At 72.1% G+C, this 17,532-nt stretch carries 16 protein-coding genes and 1 pseudogene; 6 read left to right on the top strand and 11 right to left on the bottom strand.

All coding sequences use genetic code 11. The annotated features are described in order from the left end of the window. Position 1 precedes the first annotated feature (1 nt). Positions 2-1,594, bottom strand: coding sequence for an ABC transporter substrate-binding protein (locus tag ACZ62B_RS21280; RefSeq protein WP_468719729.1), 1,593 nt, complete (start codon positions 1,592-1,594; stop codon positions 2-4). A 463-nt stretch (positions 1,595-2,057) separates the two neighbouring features. On the opposite strand from ACZ62B_RS21280, the gene ACZ62B_RS21275 reads away from it, so the two are divergent. The 4 genes and pseudogenes from ACZ62B_RS21275 to ACZ62B_RS21260 all read left to right on the top strand — a co-directional run. Further along, positions 2,058-2,987, top strand: coding sequence for a 2-hydroxyacid dehydrogenase (locus ACZ62B_RS21275; RefSeq protein WP_469691696.1), 930 nt, complete (start codon positions 2,058-2,060; stop codon positions 2,985-2,987). A gap of 59 nt (positions 2,988-3,046) precedes the next feature. Further along, positions 3,047-4,321: a glucarate dehydratase family protein gene (locus ACZ62B_RS21270; RefSeq protein ID WP_468719732.1), complete on the top strand. Its 1,275-nt coding sequence runs from the start codon at positions 3,047-3,049 to the stop codon at positions 4,319-4,321. Between the two features lie 7 nt (positions 4,322-4,328). Continuing rightward, on the top strand, positions 4,329-5,312 hold the full coding sequence (locus ACZ62B_RS21265; protein ID WP_468719733.1) for a 2-hydroxyacid dehydrogenase: 984 nt from the start codon (positions 4,329-4,331) through the stop codon (positions 5,310-5,312). Positions 5,313-5,354: 42 nt separating this feature from the next. After that, positions 5,355-6,269, top strand: a pseudogene (locus ACZ62B_RS21260) (5-dehydro-4-deoxyglucarate dehydratase); the annotation flags it as partial. A 50-nt stretch (positions 6,270-6,319) separates the two neighbouring features. Here the strand turns inward: ACZ62B_RS21260 and ACZ62B_RS21255 are convergent. The 4 genes from ACZ62B_RS21255 to ACZ62B_RS21240 form a co-directional block, all read right to left on the bottom strand. After that, a complete protein-coding gene (locus ACZ62B_RS21255) occupies positions 6,320-6,844 on the bottom strand; it encodes a hypothetical protein (protein ID WP_469691694.1) in 525 nt (174 codons plus the stop codon). Between the two features lie 35 nt (positions 6,845-6,879). Then, positions 6,880-7,440, bottom strand: a complete 561-nt coding sequence (locus ACZ62B_RS21250) for a GNAT family N-acetyltransferase (protein WP_344560770.1) — start codon at positions 7,438-7,440, stop codon at positions 6,880-6,882. Further along, positions 7,418-9,664, bottom strand: a complete 2,247-nt coding sequence (locus tag ACZ62B_RS21245) for an MMPL family transporter (RefSeq protein ID WP_468719735.1) — start codon at positions 9,662-9,664, stop codon at positions 7,418-7,420. Before ACZ62B_RS21245 ends, ACZ62B_RS21250 begins: the two co-directional genes overlap by 23 nt. A 162-nt stretch (positions 9,665-9,826) precedes the next feature. Next, entirely contained in the window at positions 9,827-10,150 is a 324-nt protein-coding gene (locus ACZ62B_RS21240) for a hypothetical protein (RefSeq protein WP_469691692.1), read from the bottom strand. A 187-nt stretch (positions 10,151-10,337) separates the two neighbouring features. Between ACZ62B_RS21240 and ACZ62B_RS21235 the strand changes: the two genes are divergently transcribed. Next, entirely contained in the window at positions 10,338-11,141 is an 804-nt protein-coding gene (locus ACZ62B_RS21235) for an SAM-dependent methyltransferase (protein WP_469691691.1), read from the top strand. Between the two features lie 74 nt (positions 11,142-11,215). Here ACZ62B_RS21235 and gatB read toward each other — a convergent pair whose 3' ends face one another. From gatB to ACZ62B_RS21205, 6 genes are all read right to left on the bottom strand, one after another. Next, positions 11,216-12,730, bottom strand: a complete 1,515-nt coding sequence (gatB, locus tag ACZ62B_RS21230) for an Asp-tRNA(Asn)/Glu-tRNA(Gln) amidotransferase subunit GatB (protein WP_344560774.1) — start codon at positions 12,728-12,730, stop codon at positions 11,216-11,218. Between the two features lie 15 nt (positions 12,731-12,745). Then, positions 12,746-12,985, bottom strand: coding sequence for a hypothetical protein (locus ACZ62B_RS21225; protein ID WP_030216519.1), 240 nt, complete (start codon positions 12,983-12,985; stop codon positions 12,746-12,748). Beyond that, the gene (gene gatA / locus ACZ62B_RS21220) at positions 12,982-14,478 is read right to left on the bottom strand and encodes an Asp-tRNA(Asn)/Glu-tRNA(Gln) amidotransferase subunit GatA (protein WP_344560775.1); all 1,497 of its coding nucleotides are present in this window, start codon (positions 14,476-14,478) and stop codon (positions 12,982-12,984) included. Before gatA ends, ACZ62B_RS21225 begins: the two co-directional genes overlap by 4 nt. Positions 14,479-14,484: 6 nt before the next feature. Further along, a complete protein-coding gene (gene gatC, locus ACZ62B_RS21215; RefSeq protein WP_004925108.1) occupies positions 14,485-14,781 on the bottom strand; it encodes an Asp-tRNA(Asn)/Glu-tRNA(Gln) amidotransferase subunit GatC in 297 nt (98 codons plus the stop codon). 368 nt (positions 14,782-15,149) lie between these two features. Beyond that, complete coding sequence (locus ACZ62B_RS21210; protein WP_344560776.1) at positions 15,150-15,992, bottom strand: NAD(P)H-binding protein; 843 nt, start codon at positions 15,990-15,992, stop codon at positions 15,150-15,152. Continuing rightward, a complete protein-coding gene (locus ACZ62B_RS21205; RefSeq protein ID WP_383348960.1) occupies positions 15,992-16,435 on the bottom strand; it encodes a nuclear transport factor 2 family protein in 444 nt (147 codons plus the stop codon). The genes ACZ62B_RS21210 and ACZ62B_RS21205 overlap by 1 nt, the downstream gene beginning before the upstream one ends. A gap of 126 nt (positions 16,436-16,561) precedes the next feature. On the opposite strand from ACZ62B_RS21205, the gene ACZ62B_RS21200 reads away from it, so the two are divergent. Beyond that, positions 16,562-17,389, top strand: a complete 828-nt coding sequence (locus ACZ62B_RS21200) for a helix-turn-helix transcriptional regulator (RefSeq protein WP_344560778.1) — start codon at positions 16,562-16,564, stop codon at positions 17,387-17,389. Positions 17,390-17,532: the final 143 nt, after the last annotated feature.

Here is a 17,532-nt window from a genome sequence, read left to right as displayed (position 1 = left end):
GTCAGTGCTGTCCCGCCTTCGCCGGGCCGACCTCTGCCAGCCGCATCTCGTCGCCGGTGGCGGAGTTCGGCTCGTACCGGATGGACGGTGACAGGCCGAGCAGTCCGCTCATGTGGGCCAGATGGGCGTACTGGACGACCGACCTGTTCTGGTCCGCGAGCAGGCCGGCGAAGGCCTTCTGCCGCTGCTCGCCGGAGAGCGCGCCCGCGTCGGCGATGCGCCGGTCGAGCTCCTCGGTGCCGAAGGTGGACTGGGGTCCGTCGCTCAGCAGGTACTGGCTCGTGGTGAAGGCCGCGTCACCGGCCTGGTTGCCGTGCATGATCAGCAGGGCGATGGGTCCGACGTTCTCGGGCAGCGGCCGGAGCTGGTACTGGAGCTGGGTGGCGGTGTCCGCCATCCGGACCTTGACGTTCAGCCCGATCTGCCGCATCTGGTACTGGAGCGCCTCGGCCGTCTCCGACACCCCGGAGAACATGCCGTTGCGGGCGACCAGGGTGATCTGCCGGTCGACGGGGACGCCGTCGGCCTCGGCCTCCTCGATCAGGGCCCTGGCCCGTTCCACGTTCTGCCGGGTGGGTTCGATCCCCTCGCTGTGTCCCACCACTCCGGGCGGGACCAGTTGGCCGGCCGGTTCGGCGAGTCCGCCGAGCAGGGCGTCGATGATGCCGTCCCGGTCCACGGCCAGGTCGACGGCGCGGCGTACCCGTATGTCGTCGAGCGGCGCCTCGCGGCCGTCCAGCCGCAGTGCGGTGGTCTCGTTGTTGGGGTAGGCGACCGTGGTGTCCTTCCCGGCCTCGATGGGGTCGAGGGCCACGGCGATCTCCGCCTCACCCTTGTCGATCATGGCGGCGCGGACACTGGCGTCGCTGCGCCAGACGTAGCGGGCGCGGGGGAAGTCGGGGGCGTCGCCCCAGTAGTCGTCGTAGCGGCTGAGGTCGATCGCCGCTCCGGGCTGCCAGGAACTGACGGCGTAGGGGCCGGTGCCGACGGGGATACGGACCTTGGCCTCGGCGTTCGTTGTGCGCGGCACGATCTCCACGAAGCTCAGGCGCAGCGGCAGGATCGGGTCGGGCCGCTCGGTGGTGACGGTCAGCCGGGTGTCGCTCTCCGCCTCGGCCTTCAGGTCGTCGTCACCGAAGACATAGCCCTCGACGTTGCAGGCGAGGTCGGAGTTGACGGCCCGGTCGATGGAGAAGGCGGCGTCCCGCGCGGTGAACGGCTCGCCGTTCTGGAAGGTCACCCCCTCGCGCGTGTCGAAGGTCCAGGTGCGGTCGCCGGTCTGCTTCCAGCCGGTGGCGAGCAGTGGGTGCAGTTCACCGGAGTCGGGGTCGCGTTCGACGAGGGGCTCGGTGATGTTGGACCGGACGACGACGCCGGTGCCGGTCAGCGAGGCCTCGCAGGGTTCCAGGGTCGGTGGCTCCTGGGTGAGCACCACCCGCAGGGTGCGGCCGTCGGCACGGCCGGCGTCACCGGCGGCGCTGCCCGCCACGGCGCAGCCGCTGGACAGCAGCACCGTGCCCGCCAGGAGTGTCGCCGTCGGCGCGCGGAGGCGCCTTCGTCCGGTGGGCGGAAGAGGGGAAACGGAGAACTTCATCGTCGGCCTGTCTCCGGTGAGTGCTGGTGTGTCGCGTTCCACGTACGGGCGACTGCGAGAGGCTGTCTACACTTGCGTACCCGGTCCGCATCTGTGAACGCCGAAGCTAAACCGGCACCGTGGCAGCGTCAAGACGTGCGCGGGAACGGATCCGTGCCGCGTCCCTCGCGCGGCCGGTCCGTCCGGGCACGGCCGACCGTCCCGCCCGGCACGGCGGCGCGACCGGCCGGACGGCCTCTCCGGACACCACGGAGGCGCGACCGGCCGAGCGGCCCGGCGCCATGCCGCGGCGCCGACACCCGGGGCGTCCGAGCAGCCCGGCCGCGACGGCCACGCGACCCCGGACGCCTTCCACGCCTTCCACGGCACCCATGGGGCCGCGCCCGCCCCACCGCCATGGACCCAGGCAGGAGATCACCTGCCCACTCCCGGCACCACGACCGCCCCGGCCACCGTGCTCCAGGTGTCCCCGCTGCTCCCCGGCCTGGAGCAGGCCCTGGCCGAGCGCCACCACACGGTGCGTCTGCACGAACTGCCCGATCAGGACCGCTTCCTGCGCGACCACGGCGCGGACGTGGTCGCCGCCGTCGCCGGCGCGCGGTTCGGGGTCGGGAACGCCCTGATGGACGCGCTGCCGAGGCTGGGCGCGATCGTCCACTTCGGCGTCGGCCACGAGACCACGGACGTGGTCCGCGCCCGGGCGCGCGGCATCGACGTCGGCAACACCCCGGACGTGCTCACCGACTGCGTGGCCGACCTCGCCGTCGGCGCGCTGATCGACGTCATGCGCCGGATGTCGGCGGCCGACCGCTACGTGCGGGCCGGCAACTGGAGCGCCGCGCCCTTTCCACTGGCCGCGCGGGTGAGCGGGAAGCGGGTCGGCGTCCTCGGACTGGGCCGCATCGGCCGGGCCGTGGCGCGCCGGCTCGAGGGGTTCGACATGGAGGTGGCGTACTGCTCGCGCACCCCGGTGCCCGGTGTCCCGTACCGCCGTCCGCCCACCGCGCGGGCGCTGGCCGCCGCGTGCGACGCGCTCGTCGTGACCGTCGCCGGCGGCACGGGCACCGAGGGCCTGGTGTCGGCGGCGGTACTGGACGCGCTCGGCCCCGAGGGCCATCTGGTGAACGTCGCGCGGGGCAGCGTCGTCGACGAATCCGCCCTGGTCGCGGCGGTGGAGACGGGGCGGATCGCGGGAGCGGCGCTCGACGTCTTCGCCGACGAGCCGAACGTGCCGCGGGCGCTCCTGGACTCGGACCGGGTGGTCCTGCTCCCCCACATCGCCGGCGCCACCCGGGAGACCCGCGAGGCCATGGGCGATCTGGTGCTGCGCAACGTGGAGCGCTTCATGACCGAGGGGGTCCTGCTCACCCCCGTGCCGGGGTCCGCCCATTGACACCGTCGCACCTGGCTGTCTACAAATGAGAACGCCGACTACATATGAGGATGGCATTCATGGTTCGGACCGCAGAGCGGATCGCCGGCGTCACCGTGACCCCCGTGGCCTTCCGGGATCCCCCCTTGCTGAACACGGTCGGAGTGCACGAGCCCTACGCCCTGCGCACCGTCGTGGAGATCACCACCGAGTCCGGTGTCAGCGGCGTCGGCGAGACCTACGGCGGCACGGTGCACCTGGAGCGGCTGCGCCGCGCCGCCGACGAACTGGCCGGCATGGACGTGTGGAGCCTCAACGAGCTGACCGCCCGCACCACCCGCGCGCTGGGCGCCGACACCACGGGCGGCGACGGCATGTCCGGCATGGTCACGGGCAGCAGCACCGTGGACCGGGTCATGTCCCCGTTCGACGTCGCCTGCCTGGACATCCAGGGCAAGCTCGTGGGCCGCCCGGTCAGCGACCTGCTGGGCGGAGCGGTCCGCGACTCGGTCCCCTACAGCGCGTACCTCTTCTACAAGTGGGCGGGCCACCCCGGCCAGGAGGACGACGACTGGGGCCCCGCCCTCGACCCGGCGGGGCTGGTCGAACAGGCCCGCCGCATGATCGGCGCGTACGGCTTCACCTCGATCAAGCTCAAGGGCGGGGTCTTCCCGCCCGACGAGGAGATCGCGGCGGTCAGGGCGCTGCGCGAGGCGTTCCCGGAGCTGCCGCTGCGGCTCGACCCCAACGCGGCGTGGAGCACGGAGACGTCCCTGCGCGTCGCCCGGGAGCTGGACGGCGTCCTGCAGTACCTGGAGGACCCGACCGAGGGCATCGACGGCATGGCCGCCGTGGCCCGCGGGACGCCCACGCCGCTGGCGACCAACATGTGCGTGGTCTCCTTCGACGACCTCGCCCCGGCGGTGGCGAAGGGAGCCGTCGGCATCGTCCTGTCCGACCACCACTTCTGGGGCGGCCTGCGGCGCTGCGGACAGCTCGCCGCGATCTGCGGGACCTTCGGCCTCGGCCTGTCGATGCACTCCAACTCGCACCTGGGCATCAGCCTCGCCGCGATGACCCACCTGGCCGCCGCGACACCCCGGCTGACCTACGCCTGCGACACGCACTGGCCCTGGAAACGGCCCGACGAGGACGTCGTCGACCCCGCGCCGCTGCGGTTCGCCGAGGGCCGGCTCGCCGTGCCGACGGCTCCGGGACTCGGCGTGGAACTGGACCGGGACGCCCTGGCCCGGCTGCACCGGCAGTACCTCGACTGCGGGCTGCGCGACCGCGACGACACCGGCTACATGCGCCGCTTCGAACCGTCCTTCTCCACCAAGACCCCCAGGTGGTGAGCGACTGATGCGCATCATGCTCGACCACCGCATCCTGAGCCGCTTCCACGACCGGCTCAAGGCGTCCACGCAGGGCGAGCACGACTGGCTGGAGACCTTCGACCTGGACGCCGTACGACGCTCCGAGGCCGTCGCCGGCACCGACGTCTACGTCGGCTCGAAGCTGAGCCCCGAGGACGCCCGGCGCGCGCGGCGGCTGCGGCTGGTCCACGTCGTCGGCGCCGGCTACGACGGCATCCCGCTGGACGCGCTCCACCCGGGAGTCACGGTCGCCACCACCCACCACCACGGCCGCTCCATCGCCGAGCACGTGCTGATGTCGGTGCTGATGCTCTCCCGCGACGTCCTGGGCGCCGACCGCGCGCTGCGCGCCGGGCGGTGGCGCAACGTGGCGGTCGACCCCGGACTGCCCTTCGGGACCACGCTGCACGGCCGCCGGGTCGGCGTCGTCGGCTTCGGCGAGACCGGCACCGAGGTCGCCCGGCTGTGCCAGGCGGCCGGCCTGCGGGTCCGCGCCGTACGACGCGACCCCTCGGCGCCGTTCCCCGCGGACCTGCGGCCCGACTGGGTGGGCGGCGACGACCGGCTGCCGGAACTCCTCGCCGACTCCGACGTCGTGGTGGTCACCGTCCCGCTGGGTCCCGCCACCCGCGGACTGATCGGCCCCGCCGAACTGAGGGCCATGGGCCCCGACGCCCTGCTGGTCAACGTGGCGCGGGGGCCGGTGGTCCAGGAGGAGGCGCTCTACGAGGCACTCCGCTCCGGCACCATCGCGGGCGCCGCGCTGGACGTGTGGTGGTCGGGCCCGCCCGACGCGCCGAGCCGGCTGCCCTTCCAGGACCTGCCGAACGTACTGATGACCCCGCACCACTCGGGCCACACGGCCGACACCTTCGCCGCTCGCGCGACCGAGATCGCCGAGAACATCGACCGGCTGGAGCGGGGGGACGCGCTCACCAACGTGGTCCGCGCCCCGTCCCCCGGCCATTGACACCGGCCGGCACTCCCGTCCCTCACCCAGAGTAGGAAACCACCCATGCTCGAAGGCGTTCTGTTCTTCCCCGTCACCCCGTTCACCGAGACCGGTGACGTCGACCTCGACGCCCTGCGCCGGCACATCACGGCCAGGGTCGACGCCGGACCGGGCGGAGTCTTCGTCGCCTGCGGCACCGGCGAGTTCCACGCCCTGGACCACGAGGAGTACACCGCGGTCGTCCGCACCGCCGTCGAGGCGGTGGCGGGACGCGTCCCGGTGTACGCCGGGGCCGGCGGCTCCGTCGGCCAGGCCCGCCGACTCGCGCGGGCGGCCGACCGGGCCGGTGCGGACGGCCTGCTGCTCATGCCGCCCTACCTGGTCGAGGCCCCCGGCGACGGGCTCGTCGCCTACACCCGCGAAGTGGCCGGCGAGACCGCCCTGCCGCTGATCGTCTACAACCGGGCCAACGCCCGCTTCGACGAACGCTCGGCGGCGGCGGTCGCCCAGCTCCCCACCGTCGTGGGCTTCAAGGACGGCACCGGTGACCTCGACCTCCTCGCGCGGATCGTCCCCGCCGTGCGGGAGGCGCTCGACGGGACCGGCAAGGAGTTCCAGTTCTTCAACGGCATGCCCACGGCCGAGGCCAGCCAGCTCGCGTACCGGGCGCTGGGCGTGAAGCTGTACTCGTCGGCGGCCTTCGCCTTCGCTCCCGATGTCTCCCTGGCCTTCCACCGCGCGGTGGAGGAGGGCGACCAGAAGCGGATCGACGCGCTGCAGCGGACCTTCTTCCACCCCTTGGTCCGGCTGCGCAAGCGGGTTCCGGGGTACGCGGTGGCGCTGGTGAAGGCCGGGGTCACCCTGGAGGGCCTCGCGGCCGGACCGGTCCGCCCGCCGCTGACGCCCCTCACCGGGCCCGAGACCGAGGAACTGGCGGCCATCATCGCCGAGGCACGCGCCGTACTCGCCTCCTGAACGCGCGTGAGGGGTCTCCGGGCGCCCGGGGACCCCTCACGCGGCCCGGCTCAGCCGGTCGCCGGCAGACCCAGCAGTACGTCGGTGTACTTGAGGACCGCCAGCAGCAGTCCGATGACGCCGAGCGACACGCCCGCCCAGGCGACCGACTTCGTCCAGGGTGCCTGGGCGGTCCGTCCCGGCGTCCCGAACGCGGGCCTCGCCAGTACCGCCACGCCCACGATCAGCGCGGTCAGCGCGAACAGGCCGGCCCACAGCGCGCTGGTGTGCCAGGCGTCGCCGTACACCTCCTCGACCTGGGTGGCGACGGAGGCGTCCGCGGCCGTCTCGAGCTGGCCCATGAGGGTCTCCCGCGCGGCGGCCACCGTGCCCAGCCAGCCGCCGGTGAGCGAGACGAGGCCGAGGGCCGCGGAGACGACCGCGGCGGCGCCCTGTCCGACACCGGACGGGGCCCGGTCCTCGGTCTCGGGGGCGTCCCGCACCGCGTCCGTGACATCGTCCGGCTCCGTGGCGTCCACCGCCGTCTCGTCGCGCTCGGTGCCGGCTCCGGTCTCGTCCACTGTGCTGGTTCCCATGCCCCGCACCGTACGGACGCTCTCTGAGAGTCCGCTTAACGCTCGTCGCGCGCCGCGCGCCACTCCGGGGCCAGCACGGACCACACCTCCAGGTCGTGGCGTACCCCGTGGTGGAGGTGGGCCTCGCGGCGCACACCGTCGCGGGTCATGCCGAGCCGGCGGGCGATGTTGACGCTCGGCACGTTGCCGGCCGCCGCGACCCATTCGACCCGGTGGATGCCGCGCTGCTCGACGGCCCAGTCGATGAGCACCCGCATCGCGCGGGTGACGAGCCCGCGCCCGGTGGCGGCGGGCTCCAGCCAGCAGCCGACCTCGCAGCTTCCGTTCCCGGCGTCGAAGTTCAGGGTGAGCACCCCGCCCACGAGCGTGCCGTCCAGCCACAGCCCGTGCAGCGAGGCCGTGTCGGCGGCACGCCAGTCGGCGTACCGCCGGAGCACCTCCCGGGCACCGGCCACGTCCGTGGCCTTGGAGCCGAAGGGGACGTACTGGTTGATGAACTCACGGCCCCGGTCCAGATGGGCCAGGAACTCCTCGGCGTGCCAGGGCTCCAGGGGGCGCAGTTCGGCTCCGTCGTCACCCAGTCGTATCGCGTACATCCCGCTGCTGCTCCTCCTCGGCCAGCACGTCCGCCGCCTCGGCGTCCGTGGCGGCGGCCAGCCTCTCATGGGCGGCGCGGCACTCGGGCGGCTCGATGCTGATCCGGGGCAGGATCCGGTCCAGCGAGCGCGGCAGCCACCAGTTGGCGCCGCCGAGGAGGTGCATGAGGGCGGGGACGAGCAGGGTGCGCAGGACGAAGGCGTCGAGGGCGACGGCCGCGGCGAGCGCGATGCCGAACATGGCTATCACCCGGTCGCCGGTGAGGACGAAGGCGAGGAAGACCGAGATCATGATCACGGCGGCGGAGTTGATCACCCGGCTGGTCTCGGCGAGGCCGACGCGGACGGCGCGCCGGTTGTCGCCGGTCTCCAGCCACTCCTCGTACATCCGGCTGACCAGGAAGACCTGGTAGTCCATGGAGAGCCCGAAGAGGACCGACACCATGATCACGGGCAGGAAGGGCTCGATGGGGCCCGCGCTGCCGAGGCCGAGCGGTTCGCTGCCCCAGCCCCACTGGAAGATCGCGACGACGACGCCGAAGGCGGCGGCGACGGCGGCCACGTTCATCGCGGCGGCCTTGAGCGGGATGCCGATCGAGCGGAAGGCCAGCAGGAGCAGCAGACAGCCCAGACCGATCACGACACCGACGAAGAGGGGCAGCTTGTCGACGATGACGTCGGCGAAGTCGTCGTACCCGGCCGTCACACCGCCGACGTGCACGTCGAGCGAGGTGCCCGACTCGGCCCGCGGCAGCACGTCGTCGCGCAGCCGGTCGACCAGGTCGCTGGTCTGCTTCGACTGCGGGGACGACTCCGGTACGACGGTGAGGTACGCGGTGTCGCCGCCCGCGCCGTAGGTCGCGGGAGACACCGACGCGACGCCCTCGGTCGCGCGCAGGGTGGTGTCGAGGTTGTCCAGGGCGAGCCGGTCCCCGGCGCCGTCGACGTGGGTGACGAGGGTGAGGGGGCCGTTCACGCCGGGGCCGAAGCCGTCGGCGAGGAGGTCGTAGGCCTGGCGGGTGGTGGACGTCTCGGGGTCGTTGCCCTGGTCGGAGGTGCCCAGGTGGAGGGAGAGGGTGGGCAGCGCGAGGACGGCCATGACGACGACGGCGACCGCGCCGAGCAGCTTGGGCCGGCGCTCGACCAGTGCCGACCAGCGGGCGGCGAACCCGGTCGGCAGCTCCGGCACGGGCCCGTGCTCCGCCAGGCGGCGCCGCTCCCTGCGGCTGAGCGCGCGCATGCCGATGCACTTCAGCAGGGCGGGCAGCAGGGTGACGGAGGCGGCGACGGTCAGGACGACGGTGAGCGAGGCCGCGATGGCGACGCCGTTGAGGAAGTTCAGCCGGAGGATCAGCATGCCCAGCAGGGCGATGCAGACGGTGGCGCCCGCGAAGACGACCGCCCGTCCGGTGGTGGCGACGGCGTCGGTGGCGGCCTCGGTGACGGTGAGGCCGCGCTTCAGTCCGCGCCGGTGCCGGGTCACGATGAACAGCGCGTAGTCGATGCCGACGCCGAGCCCGATCAGCATGCCGAGCATGGGGGCGAAGTCGGCGACGGTCATGACGTGCCCGAGGAGCACGATCCCGGCGTAGGCGGTGCCGACGCCGACCAGGGCGGTGGCTATGGGCAGCAGCGCGGCGGCGAGCGAGCCGAAGGCGAGGAAGAGGACGACGGCGGCGACGGCCACGCCGACGATCTCGGCCGTGTGCCCGCCGGAGGGCCCGCCGGTCTCGACGGCGCTGCCGCTGAGCTCGACCTGGAGCCCGTCGGTCCGGGCGGCCTCGGCGGTCTCCACCACGGCGGCGGCCTCGCCCGCGTCGATGTCCTTGGACTGGTCGTCGAAGGTGACCGTGGCGTAGGCGGTGCGGCCGTCCGCGCTGATCCGGCCGGCGCCCTGGTCGTCGTAGGGGCCGCTCACGGCGGCCACGCCGGGCAGCTCCCCGATCCGGTCCAGGGTGCGGGTCATGGTCTGCTCGACGCCGGGGTCCCGCACGCTGCCGGACGACGTGTGCCAGACCACGTTGTCGCTGTCGCCGCCGAGGTCCGGGAAGCCTTCCTCCAGCAGCCGGGCGGCCCGCCCCGACTCGGTGCCGGGCACCTCGTAGTCGTTCGAGTAGGCGGAGCCGGCGGCGAAGGCCCCGGCGGAGACCCCGCCGAGGGCGAGGAGCCAGAGCAGGACGGTGATCAGACGGCGTTGGACACACCAGCGTGCGAGGGCTGCCACGAGACGTGCTCCCGGAGTGACTGAGGTGTGGATCTTTGACCGGGAACAGCCGAACGTGGACCGAACATCCAGCAAAGAACGTATGAGAAACGCACTGACACTGTTACAGCCATGGATGATCGTTTGTCGGTTTCGTGTACTAACTCACATTTCCACGGCCGCTCAGTCGAACTGGTCCCCCAGCGCCATGGTCATGAGCCCCGCGACCAGCAGCCACAGCGCTCTGCGGGTCCGCCCCCGGGAGCCCAGCACCGCGGCCAGGGCGCAGGCGGCGGCTCCGCAGGCGTACGCGACGGGGACGAGGGCCGGCGCGGAACCCGCGAGACGGAGCAGGGCGGCGGCCACACCCGCGAGGGCGAGTACGGCCCCGGCACCGACCGCGGCCCACCGGGCGCGCCGCACCTCCCGCGAGGCCCCGTCGCCCCGCCCGGTGTCCTCTTCCCGGACGTCCGCGGTCGAGTCATCGGAATCGGCACGTCCACTCATGGCGCGGGAGCGTAGCGCCCACGGCCCGGAAATCCGGGTGCGGGGGTGCGGGGCCGGCTGCTACCGTCCGCCGTTCCGACGTTCCGCGGCAGTGCGCCGCCGGCCGAAGCAGGTGCTTTGATGCTTGTCCGCCCGATCTCCGACGAGACCCTTTCCCCCTTCACGGCCCCAAGGAGCCCGTTCACCGATGTCGGACATCACATCGAACACCCCGCACGACGACCTCGCTAGCCGCCTCACCCTGCCCCGGTACCCCCGCAGCAGCGCCTACGACGCCCGCTGGACCATCGAGAACGGGATGGGCCCGCACGCGCTGTGGCTGCTGGAGTGGCTCGCCCCGGCCCTCGGCCTCGACACCCTGCGCCCCGGCGCACGCGTGCTCGACCTGGGCTGCGGACGCGCCATGACGTCGGTCTTCCTGGCCAGGGAGTACGACGTCCAGGTCACCGCGGCCGACCTGTGGATCAAGCCGGACGACAACGCGCGCCGCATCGCGGAGGCGGGCGTGGCCGACCGGGTGTTCCCGGTCCTCGCCGAGGCGCACGACCTGCCCTTCGGGGAGGAGAGCTTCGACGCGATCGTCTCCGTCGACGCGTACCAGTACTTCGGCACCGACGACCTCTACCTGCCGACGCTGACCCGGCTGCTGAAGCCCGGCGGACGGATCGGGGTCGTCGTCCCCGCGCTGCCCGAGGAGATCGAGGGCACCGAACCGCCGGAGCACATGAAGCCCTTCTGGGAACCCGCGTTCTGGTGCTTCCACAGCCCCGCCTGGTGGCGCCGCCACTGGACCCGCAGCGGGGCCGTGGAGGTCGAGACGGCCGACTGGCTGGAGGACGGCTGGCGGGAGTGGCTGCTCTGGTGCGACGTCGTCGCCGAGGAGAGCACGGAGGAGTTCCACGTGCGGATGAGCCGGCAGAGCGCGGAGATGCTGCGCACGGACCGGGGCCGCACGCTGGGCTTCACACGCGTGGTGGGCCGCCGCGCCTGACCGCGTGACGGCATGACCGCATGAGGGAGGGGGCGCATCGAACCCGATGCGCCCCCTCCCGCCGTCTTCGGGGATCAGCCCTCGTCGACGCCCAGCTTCTGAAGGATCAGCTCCTTCACGCGGGCCGCGTCCGCCTGCCCGCGCGTGGCCTTCATGACCGCGCCGACCAGGGCACCGGCCGCGGCCACCTTGCCACCGCGGATCTTGTCCGCGATGCCCGGGTTGCCGGCGATGGCCTCGTCGACGGCGGTGCCCAGGGCACCCTCGTCGGAGACGACCTTCAGACCGCGCTTGTCGACCACCTCGTCGGGGGTGCCCTCACCGGCGAGGACGCCCTCGATGACCTGGCGGGCCAGCTTGTCGTTCAGATCGCCCTTCACGACCAGCTCGGCGACCCGGGCCACCTGCTCCGGGGTGATCGCCAGCTCGTCGAGCGACTTGCCGGACTCGTTGGCGGCGCGGGCCAGCTCGCCCATCCACCACTTGCGGGCGGAGGCCGCGTCGGCACCGGCGTCGATCGTGGCGACGATCGGGTCCAGCGCACCGGCGTTGAGGATGGCCTGCATGTCGGTGCCGGAGATCCCCCACTCCTCGCGGAGCCGGCTGCGGCGCACCAGCGGCAGCTCGGGCAGGGCGGAACGGATCTCCTCGACCCACTCGCGGGACGGGGCGACCGGCACCAGGTCGGGCTCCGGGAAGTACCGGTAGTCCTCGGCCTCCTCCTTCACGCGGCCGGAGGTCGTGGACCCCGTGTCCTCGTGGAAGTGCCGGGTCTCCTGGATGATCGTGCCACCGCTGCTCAGCACGGCGGCATGCCGCTGGATCTCGAACCGGGCCGCACGCTCCACGGACCGCAGCGAGTTGACGTTCTTCGTCTCGCTGCGGGTGCCGAACTTCTCGGTGCCGTTGGGGCGCAGCGACAGGTTCACGTCGCAGCGCATCTGGCCCATCTCCATGCGGGCCTCGGACACGCCGAGCGCCCGGATGAGCTCGCGCAGCTCACGGACGTACGCCCGCGCGACCTCGGGGGCGCGCTCGCCCGCTCCCTCGATCGGCTTGGTGACGATCTCGATCAGCGGGATGCCGGCGCGGTTGTAGTCCAGCAGGGAGTGGGACGCGCCGTGGATACGGCCGGTGGCACCGCCCACGTGCGTGGACTTGCCGGTGTCCTCCTCCATGTGGGCGCGCTCGATCAGGACGCGGAAGGTCTCGCCGTCCTCCAGCTGCACGTCGAGGTAGCCGTCGAAGGCGATCGGCTCGTCGTACTGGGAGGTCTGGAAGTTCTTCGGCATGTCCGGATAGAAGTAGTTCTTCCGGGCGAAGCGGCACCACTCGGCGATCTCGCAGTTCAGCGCGAGACCGATCTTGATCGCCGACTCGACGCCGGTCGCGTTGACGACCGGGAGCGCGCCGGGCATGCCGAGGCAGACGGGGCAGGTCTGGGTGTTCGGGTCGGCGCCCAGCGCCGTCGAACAGCCGCAGAACATCTTGGTCCGGGTGCCGAGTTCGACATGGACCTCGAGGCCCATGACGGGGTCGTACGACGCCAGCGCGTCCTCGTACGACACCAGGTCAGTCGTGGTGGTCACGGTGAAACTTCCCTCTCAGCCCAGCAGGACGTCGTCGTCGCCGAGGCGCTTCACCTCGCGGTAGAGGATGGCGAGGTTGGTGATGACGGCGGCGCCGGTGACGACCGCGTCGAGCAGCCGCAGCGTGTCGTTCTCGCCACGCGCCTTCTTGATCTGCTTGTACACACCGACGGCGCCGAACGCCGAGGTGGCCATGGAGACGTACAGACCGGACTTGGACTTCTTGAAGCCCTTGGCCTTGGACAGTGCGCTCACAGCGACGGTGCCTCCTCGATCAGCGGGTGGCCCCACTTTTCCACGAAGGCGGCCTCGACGGCTGCGCCGACCTTGTAGAGCCGGTCGTCCTTCATGGCGGGGGCGATGATCTGCAGACCCACCGGCAGGTTGTCCTCGGGGGCGAGGCCGCAGGGCAGCGACATGGCCGCGTTGCCCGCCAGGTTGGTGGGGATGGTGCACAGGTCGGCCAGGTACATCGCCATCGGGTCGTCGGCGCGCTCGCCGATCGCGAAGGCGGTGGTCGGGGTCGTCGGGGAGACGATCACGTCGACCTGCTCGAAGGCCCGCTCGAACTCCTGCTTGATGAGGGTGCGGACCTTCTGGGCGCTGCCGTAGTACGCGTCGTAGTAGCCGGAGCTGAGCGCGTACGTGCCGAGCATGATGCGGCGCTTGACCTCGTCGCCGAAGCCGGCCTCGCGGGTCAGCGAGGTGACCTCCTCGGCGGAGTGCGAGCCGTCGTCGCCGGTCCGCAGGCCGTAGCGCAGGCCGTCGAAGCGGGCGAGGTTGGAGGAGCACTCGGAGGGCGCGATCAGGTAGTAGGCCGACAGCGCGAGGTCGAAGGACGGACAGTCCAGCTCGACGATCTCGGCGCCGAGCCCCTTCATCATCTCGACGGCCTCGTCGAACCGCTGGACGACACCGGCCTGGTAGCCCTCGCCGCGGAACTGCTTGACGACGCCGACGCGCATGCCGGCGACGCTGCCGTTGCGGGCGGCCTCGACGACCGGCGGGACCGGGGCGTCGATGGAGGTGGAGTCCATCGGGTCGTGCCCGGCGATCACCTCGTGCAGCAGGGCGGCGTCCAGGACCGTACGGGCACAGGGCCCGCCCTGGTCCAGGGAGCTGGAGAAGGCGACCATGCCGTACCGGGAGACGGCACCGTACGTCGGCTTCACACCGACGGTGCCGGTGACGGCGGCCGGCTGGCGGATGGAACCGCCGGTGTCGGTGCCGATGGCGAGCGGCGCCTGGAAGGAGGCGAGCGCGGCGGACGAGCCACCACCCGACCCCCCGGGGATCCTGGTCAGGTCCCACGGATTGCCGGTCGGCCCGTAGGCGCTGTTCTCGGTGCTGGACCCCATGGCGAACTCGTCCATGTTGGTCTTGCCGAGGATGACGACGTCGGCGGCCTTCAGCCGCTTGGTGAGCGTCGCGTCGTACGGCGGGATCCAGCCCTCGAGGATCTTGGAACCGACGGTGGTCGGGATGCCCTCGGTGGTGAAGATGTCCTTGAGCGCGAGGGGGACGCCGGCCAGCGGACCGAGCTTCTCCCCCTTGGCCCGCTTCTCGTCGACGGCCCGCGCCTGCGCCAGGGCACCCTCGCGGTCGACGTGCAGGAAGGCGTGCACCTTCTCGTCGACGGCCTCGATCCGGGCCAGGTGCGCCTCGGTGACCTCTACGGCCGTGAGCTCACCGGAGGCGATCTTCTCGGCGGTCTCGGCGGCGGTGAGCTTGATGATGTGATCGCTCATGGCGGGTTACTCCTCCCCCAGGATCTGCGGCACCTTGAAACGCTGCTGCTCCTGGGCCGGGGCGCCGGAGAGCGCCTGCTCGGGGGTGAGCGAGGGACGGACCTCGTCCGGCCGCATGACGTTCGTCAGCGGGAGCGGGTGCGAGGTCGGCGGTACGTCTTGGTCGGCGACCTCGCTGACGCGGGCGACCGCGCCGATGATGTCGTCCAGCTGGCCCGCGAAGTGGTCGAGCTCTTCGGGCTTCAGCTCCAGACGCGCCAGCCGGGCGAGGTGGGCGACCTCCTCGCGCGTAATGCCAGGCATGCAGCGATCCTCTGGGGTGAGTGTGTGTGGTTTGGGGCCAATCCTATGGGGCGGCGGGCCGTGCCCGTGAAACCCTTTCCCCGGGCCCGCCCCGCCGGACGCCGTGCGGCGTTTCTCCGCGTCGGAGTGCGGGTGCCGGCGAGGACGCCGTCACCGGCCGCGAACGGCGGCGTGCCGGGCGACCGCGGCGACGCCGGGGCGGGCGCATCGCCCCAGGGAGCGGGCCGGCCGCACCGGGGCAGGTTGCTGTCCTCGGCGTCGTGCGTCGGGGCACCGCGCCGGAGCCGGTGGAGCGTCACATCACGTGACGCCGGACCGCGTTCTCCGCGCGGTTCCCGCTCGACCGCACATCGCTGCCGCTCCGGGCACTACCGCGTCCACTCGTACGCGTGATCGGAGACGAATTCGGCAAAGGCGCGCGGCGGACGGCCGGTCAGTTCGAGCACCGCGGTGCTGACCCGGTCTTCGCGCCCCTCCTTGATTCCGCGCTCGACGGCGGCGAGGGCGGCAGCGAACTCCGTCGGCATTCCGGAGGCACGGTAGGCGGCGGCCTGCTCCTCCTCCGCGATGCGCTCCACCCGAACCCGCCTGCCGGTCTGCGCGGTGATGATCCGCGCGGCCTGCGGATAGCTCATCCCGTGCGGCCCGGTGATCAGGTAGTCGCTTCGAGCGTCCACCCCCGGGTCGGCCAGCAGCGCGGCGGCACTGGCCGCGATGTCCCGCGCGTCGACCCACCCCAGCCTGCCGTCACCAGCCGCGGTGCGGATCTCACCGTGCCGATGGATGTGCTCGGCCAGCGGGTGCGGGCGCAGGAAGTTCTGCATGAAGCCGGACGCGCGGAGCACGACGCCTCCGGGCTGAGCCCGAACCCGAGCGGCCATCTCCACAGCGCTGGGCGCGTTCGGCAGCACGATGGCGGAGCCGAGCATCACGAGGCGCTGGACACCGGCCCGCTGCGCTCGGCGCAGGAAGGGCTCGACCAGCGGCAGCGGGTCCACACTCTCCACCGGGGGAAGCAGGAACACCCGGTCCGTCCCGTCGAGCGCGGGTCCGTGTGTGGCCGGGTCGTTCCAGTCGAAGCGGATCGCGTCGGGATCGGCTGCGGCCGGGTTCCGGCTGGCGGCCCGAGCCCGCACACCGGCGGCGCGGAGCACTTGCACCACCGTCCTGCCGGTCCTGCCGGTCCCTCCGGTCACGAGCACTCCGGACATCAGGTGTCCTTCCTTCCGAGCGAGTCGATCAGCCCGGCGAGACCCCCGGCGGCGGCCGCCGCCGACAGCGGGCTCCAGTAATCCCGGTACAGGGTGATCAGCCCGTCGCGGACCGTGAGAACCACGATGTAGTCCAGGCGGTAGGGCCGGGAGGTGGCCACGGTGCGGCCGGTGGCCGTCCACTCCACCACGACGGTGTCCGTTCGGTCCGTGGGCCGCACGGCAAGCGCGGCCACCTCCCTCATGTCCATCAGCTCCGGATAGGGGGCGAGGTAGGCGCGTACCTCCTCGCGTCCGCGGAGAACGCGAGGGGAGCTCCCGGCCGCGAAAGGGAATTCCGCGATTCCGTCAGCCGCCCACAGATCCGCCACGGCGTTCATGTCTTTGGCCAGCATCAGGCCGATCATGCGGCGAAAAGTTTCCTCAGGTGTGCTGGACACCATTTCTCCTCGTGGTCGACAAACCGACCGGACCACCATGCACAGCGGATTTGTGGGCGCGGAACGGACGGCTGAGCCCCGGACCGACAGTGCGAGGCTCAGCCGTCCCTCCCGTGACAGGATGGAAGAGTGAGCAGCCAGGAACTCGCAGACTTTCTCCGCCGCCGCCGCGAGAACCTGCGACCGGAAGACGTGCCGGCCGAAGCGGCTCTTCCACCGAGCCGGCGCGCCCGTCGCACCCCCGGACTGCGCCGCGAAGAGGTGGCCGCCCTGGCACAGGTGTCGGTGAGCTACTACGAACGACTGGAACGGGCACGGGCGCCTCGGCCCTCACCGCAGGTGCTGTCCGCGCTGGCGACGGCTCTCCAGCTCACTGAAGCAGAGCGTGACCATCTGGCCCGCGTGGCCGGACAAGTGCTGCCGGCGGAGAACGAGGGCGCGCCGGAGCACGTACCCGAGGACGCCCGTCAACTGCTCGGCAGACTTGACGGCGTCCCCGCCTACATCGTCAACGACCGGCAGGACATCGTCGCCTGGAACGCGGCAGCCGCGGCTCTGATCACGGACTTCTCCCGCCTCACACCTGACGAGCGCAACCTCACGCGCATCTCGACGAGATTCCGTGACACCCTCTGCACCGGCGCGCCCGGTTCGGAGTCCGATTTCTCTCAGCAGGTAGCCGCTCAATTGCGCGCGGCCAGCGTTCGGTACCCCACGGACAACGTGCTCGCGGAGCTGGTCAACGAGTTCGCGACCCACGATCCGGATTTCGCGAGCAGCTGGCGCAATCACGCCGTGCGTCCCGTGCCCAGCGTGCGGAAGAACCTGCGTCACCCCGTACTGGGCGAGTTGGAAATCGACCGGCACACCCTCGGCCTGCCCGGCTCAGGTTTCTCCTTGGTGATGTACACGGCAGAAGCCGGCAGTCCCAGCGCCGCTGCGCTGAAGAGCCTCTGACCGCTGCCCCTACGGAGGACACCGCGTCCGCCGAGGCCGGGCCGCGCGGGTGGAACCGTGGCCTCGGGACGGAGAGCCGCCCGCTCCGGTTCGCCGGGCGACGCCTCGGCGAGCTCGAAGAGGGTGTTCTCCTTGCCCGGCAC

The sequence above is a fragment of the Streptomyces sp. NPDC053426 genome, from assembly GCF_055585405.1.
This window is presented reverse-complemented; position numbering and strand designations above follow the sequence as displayed.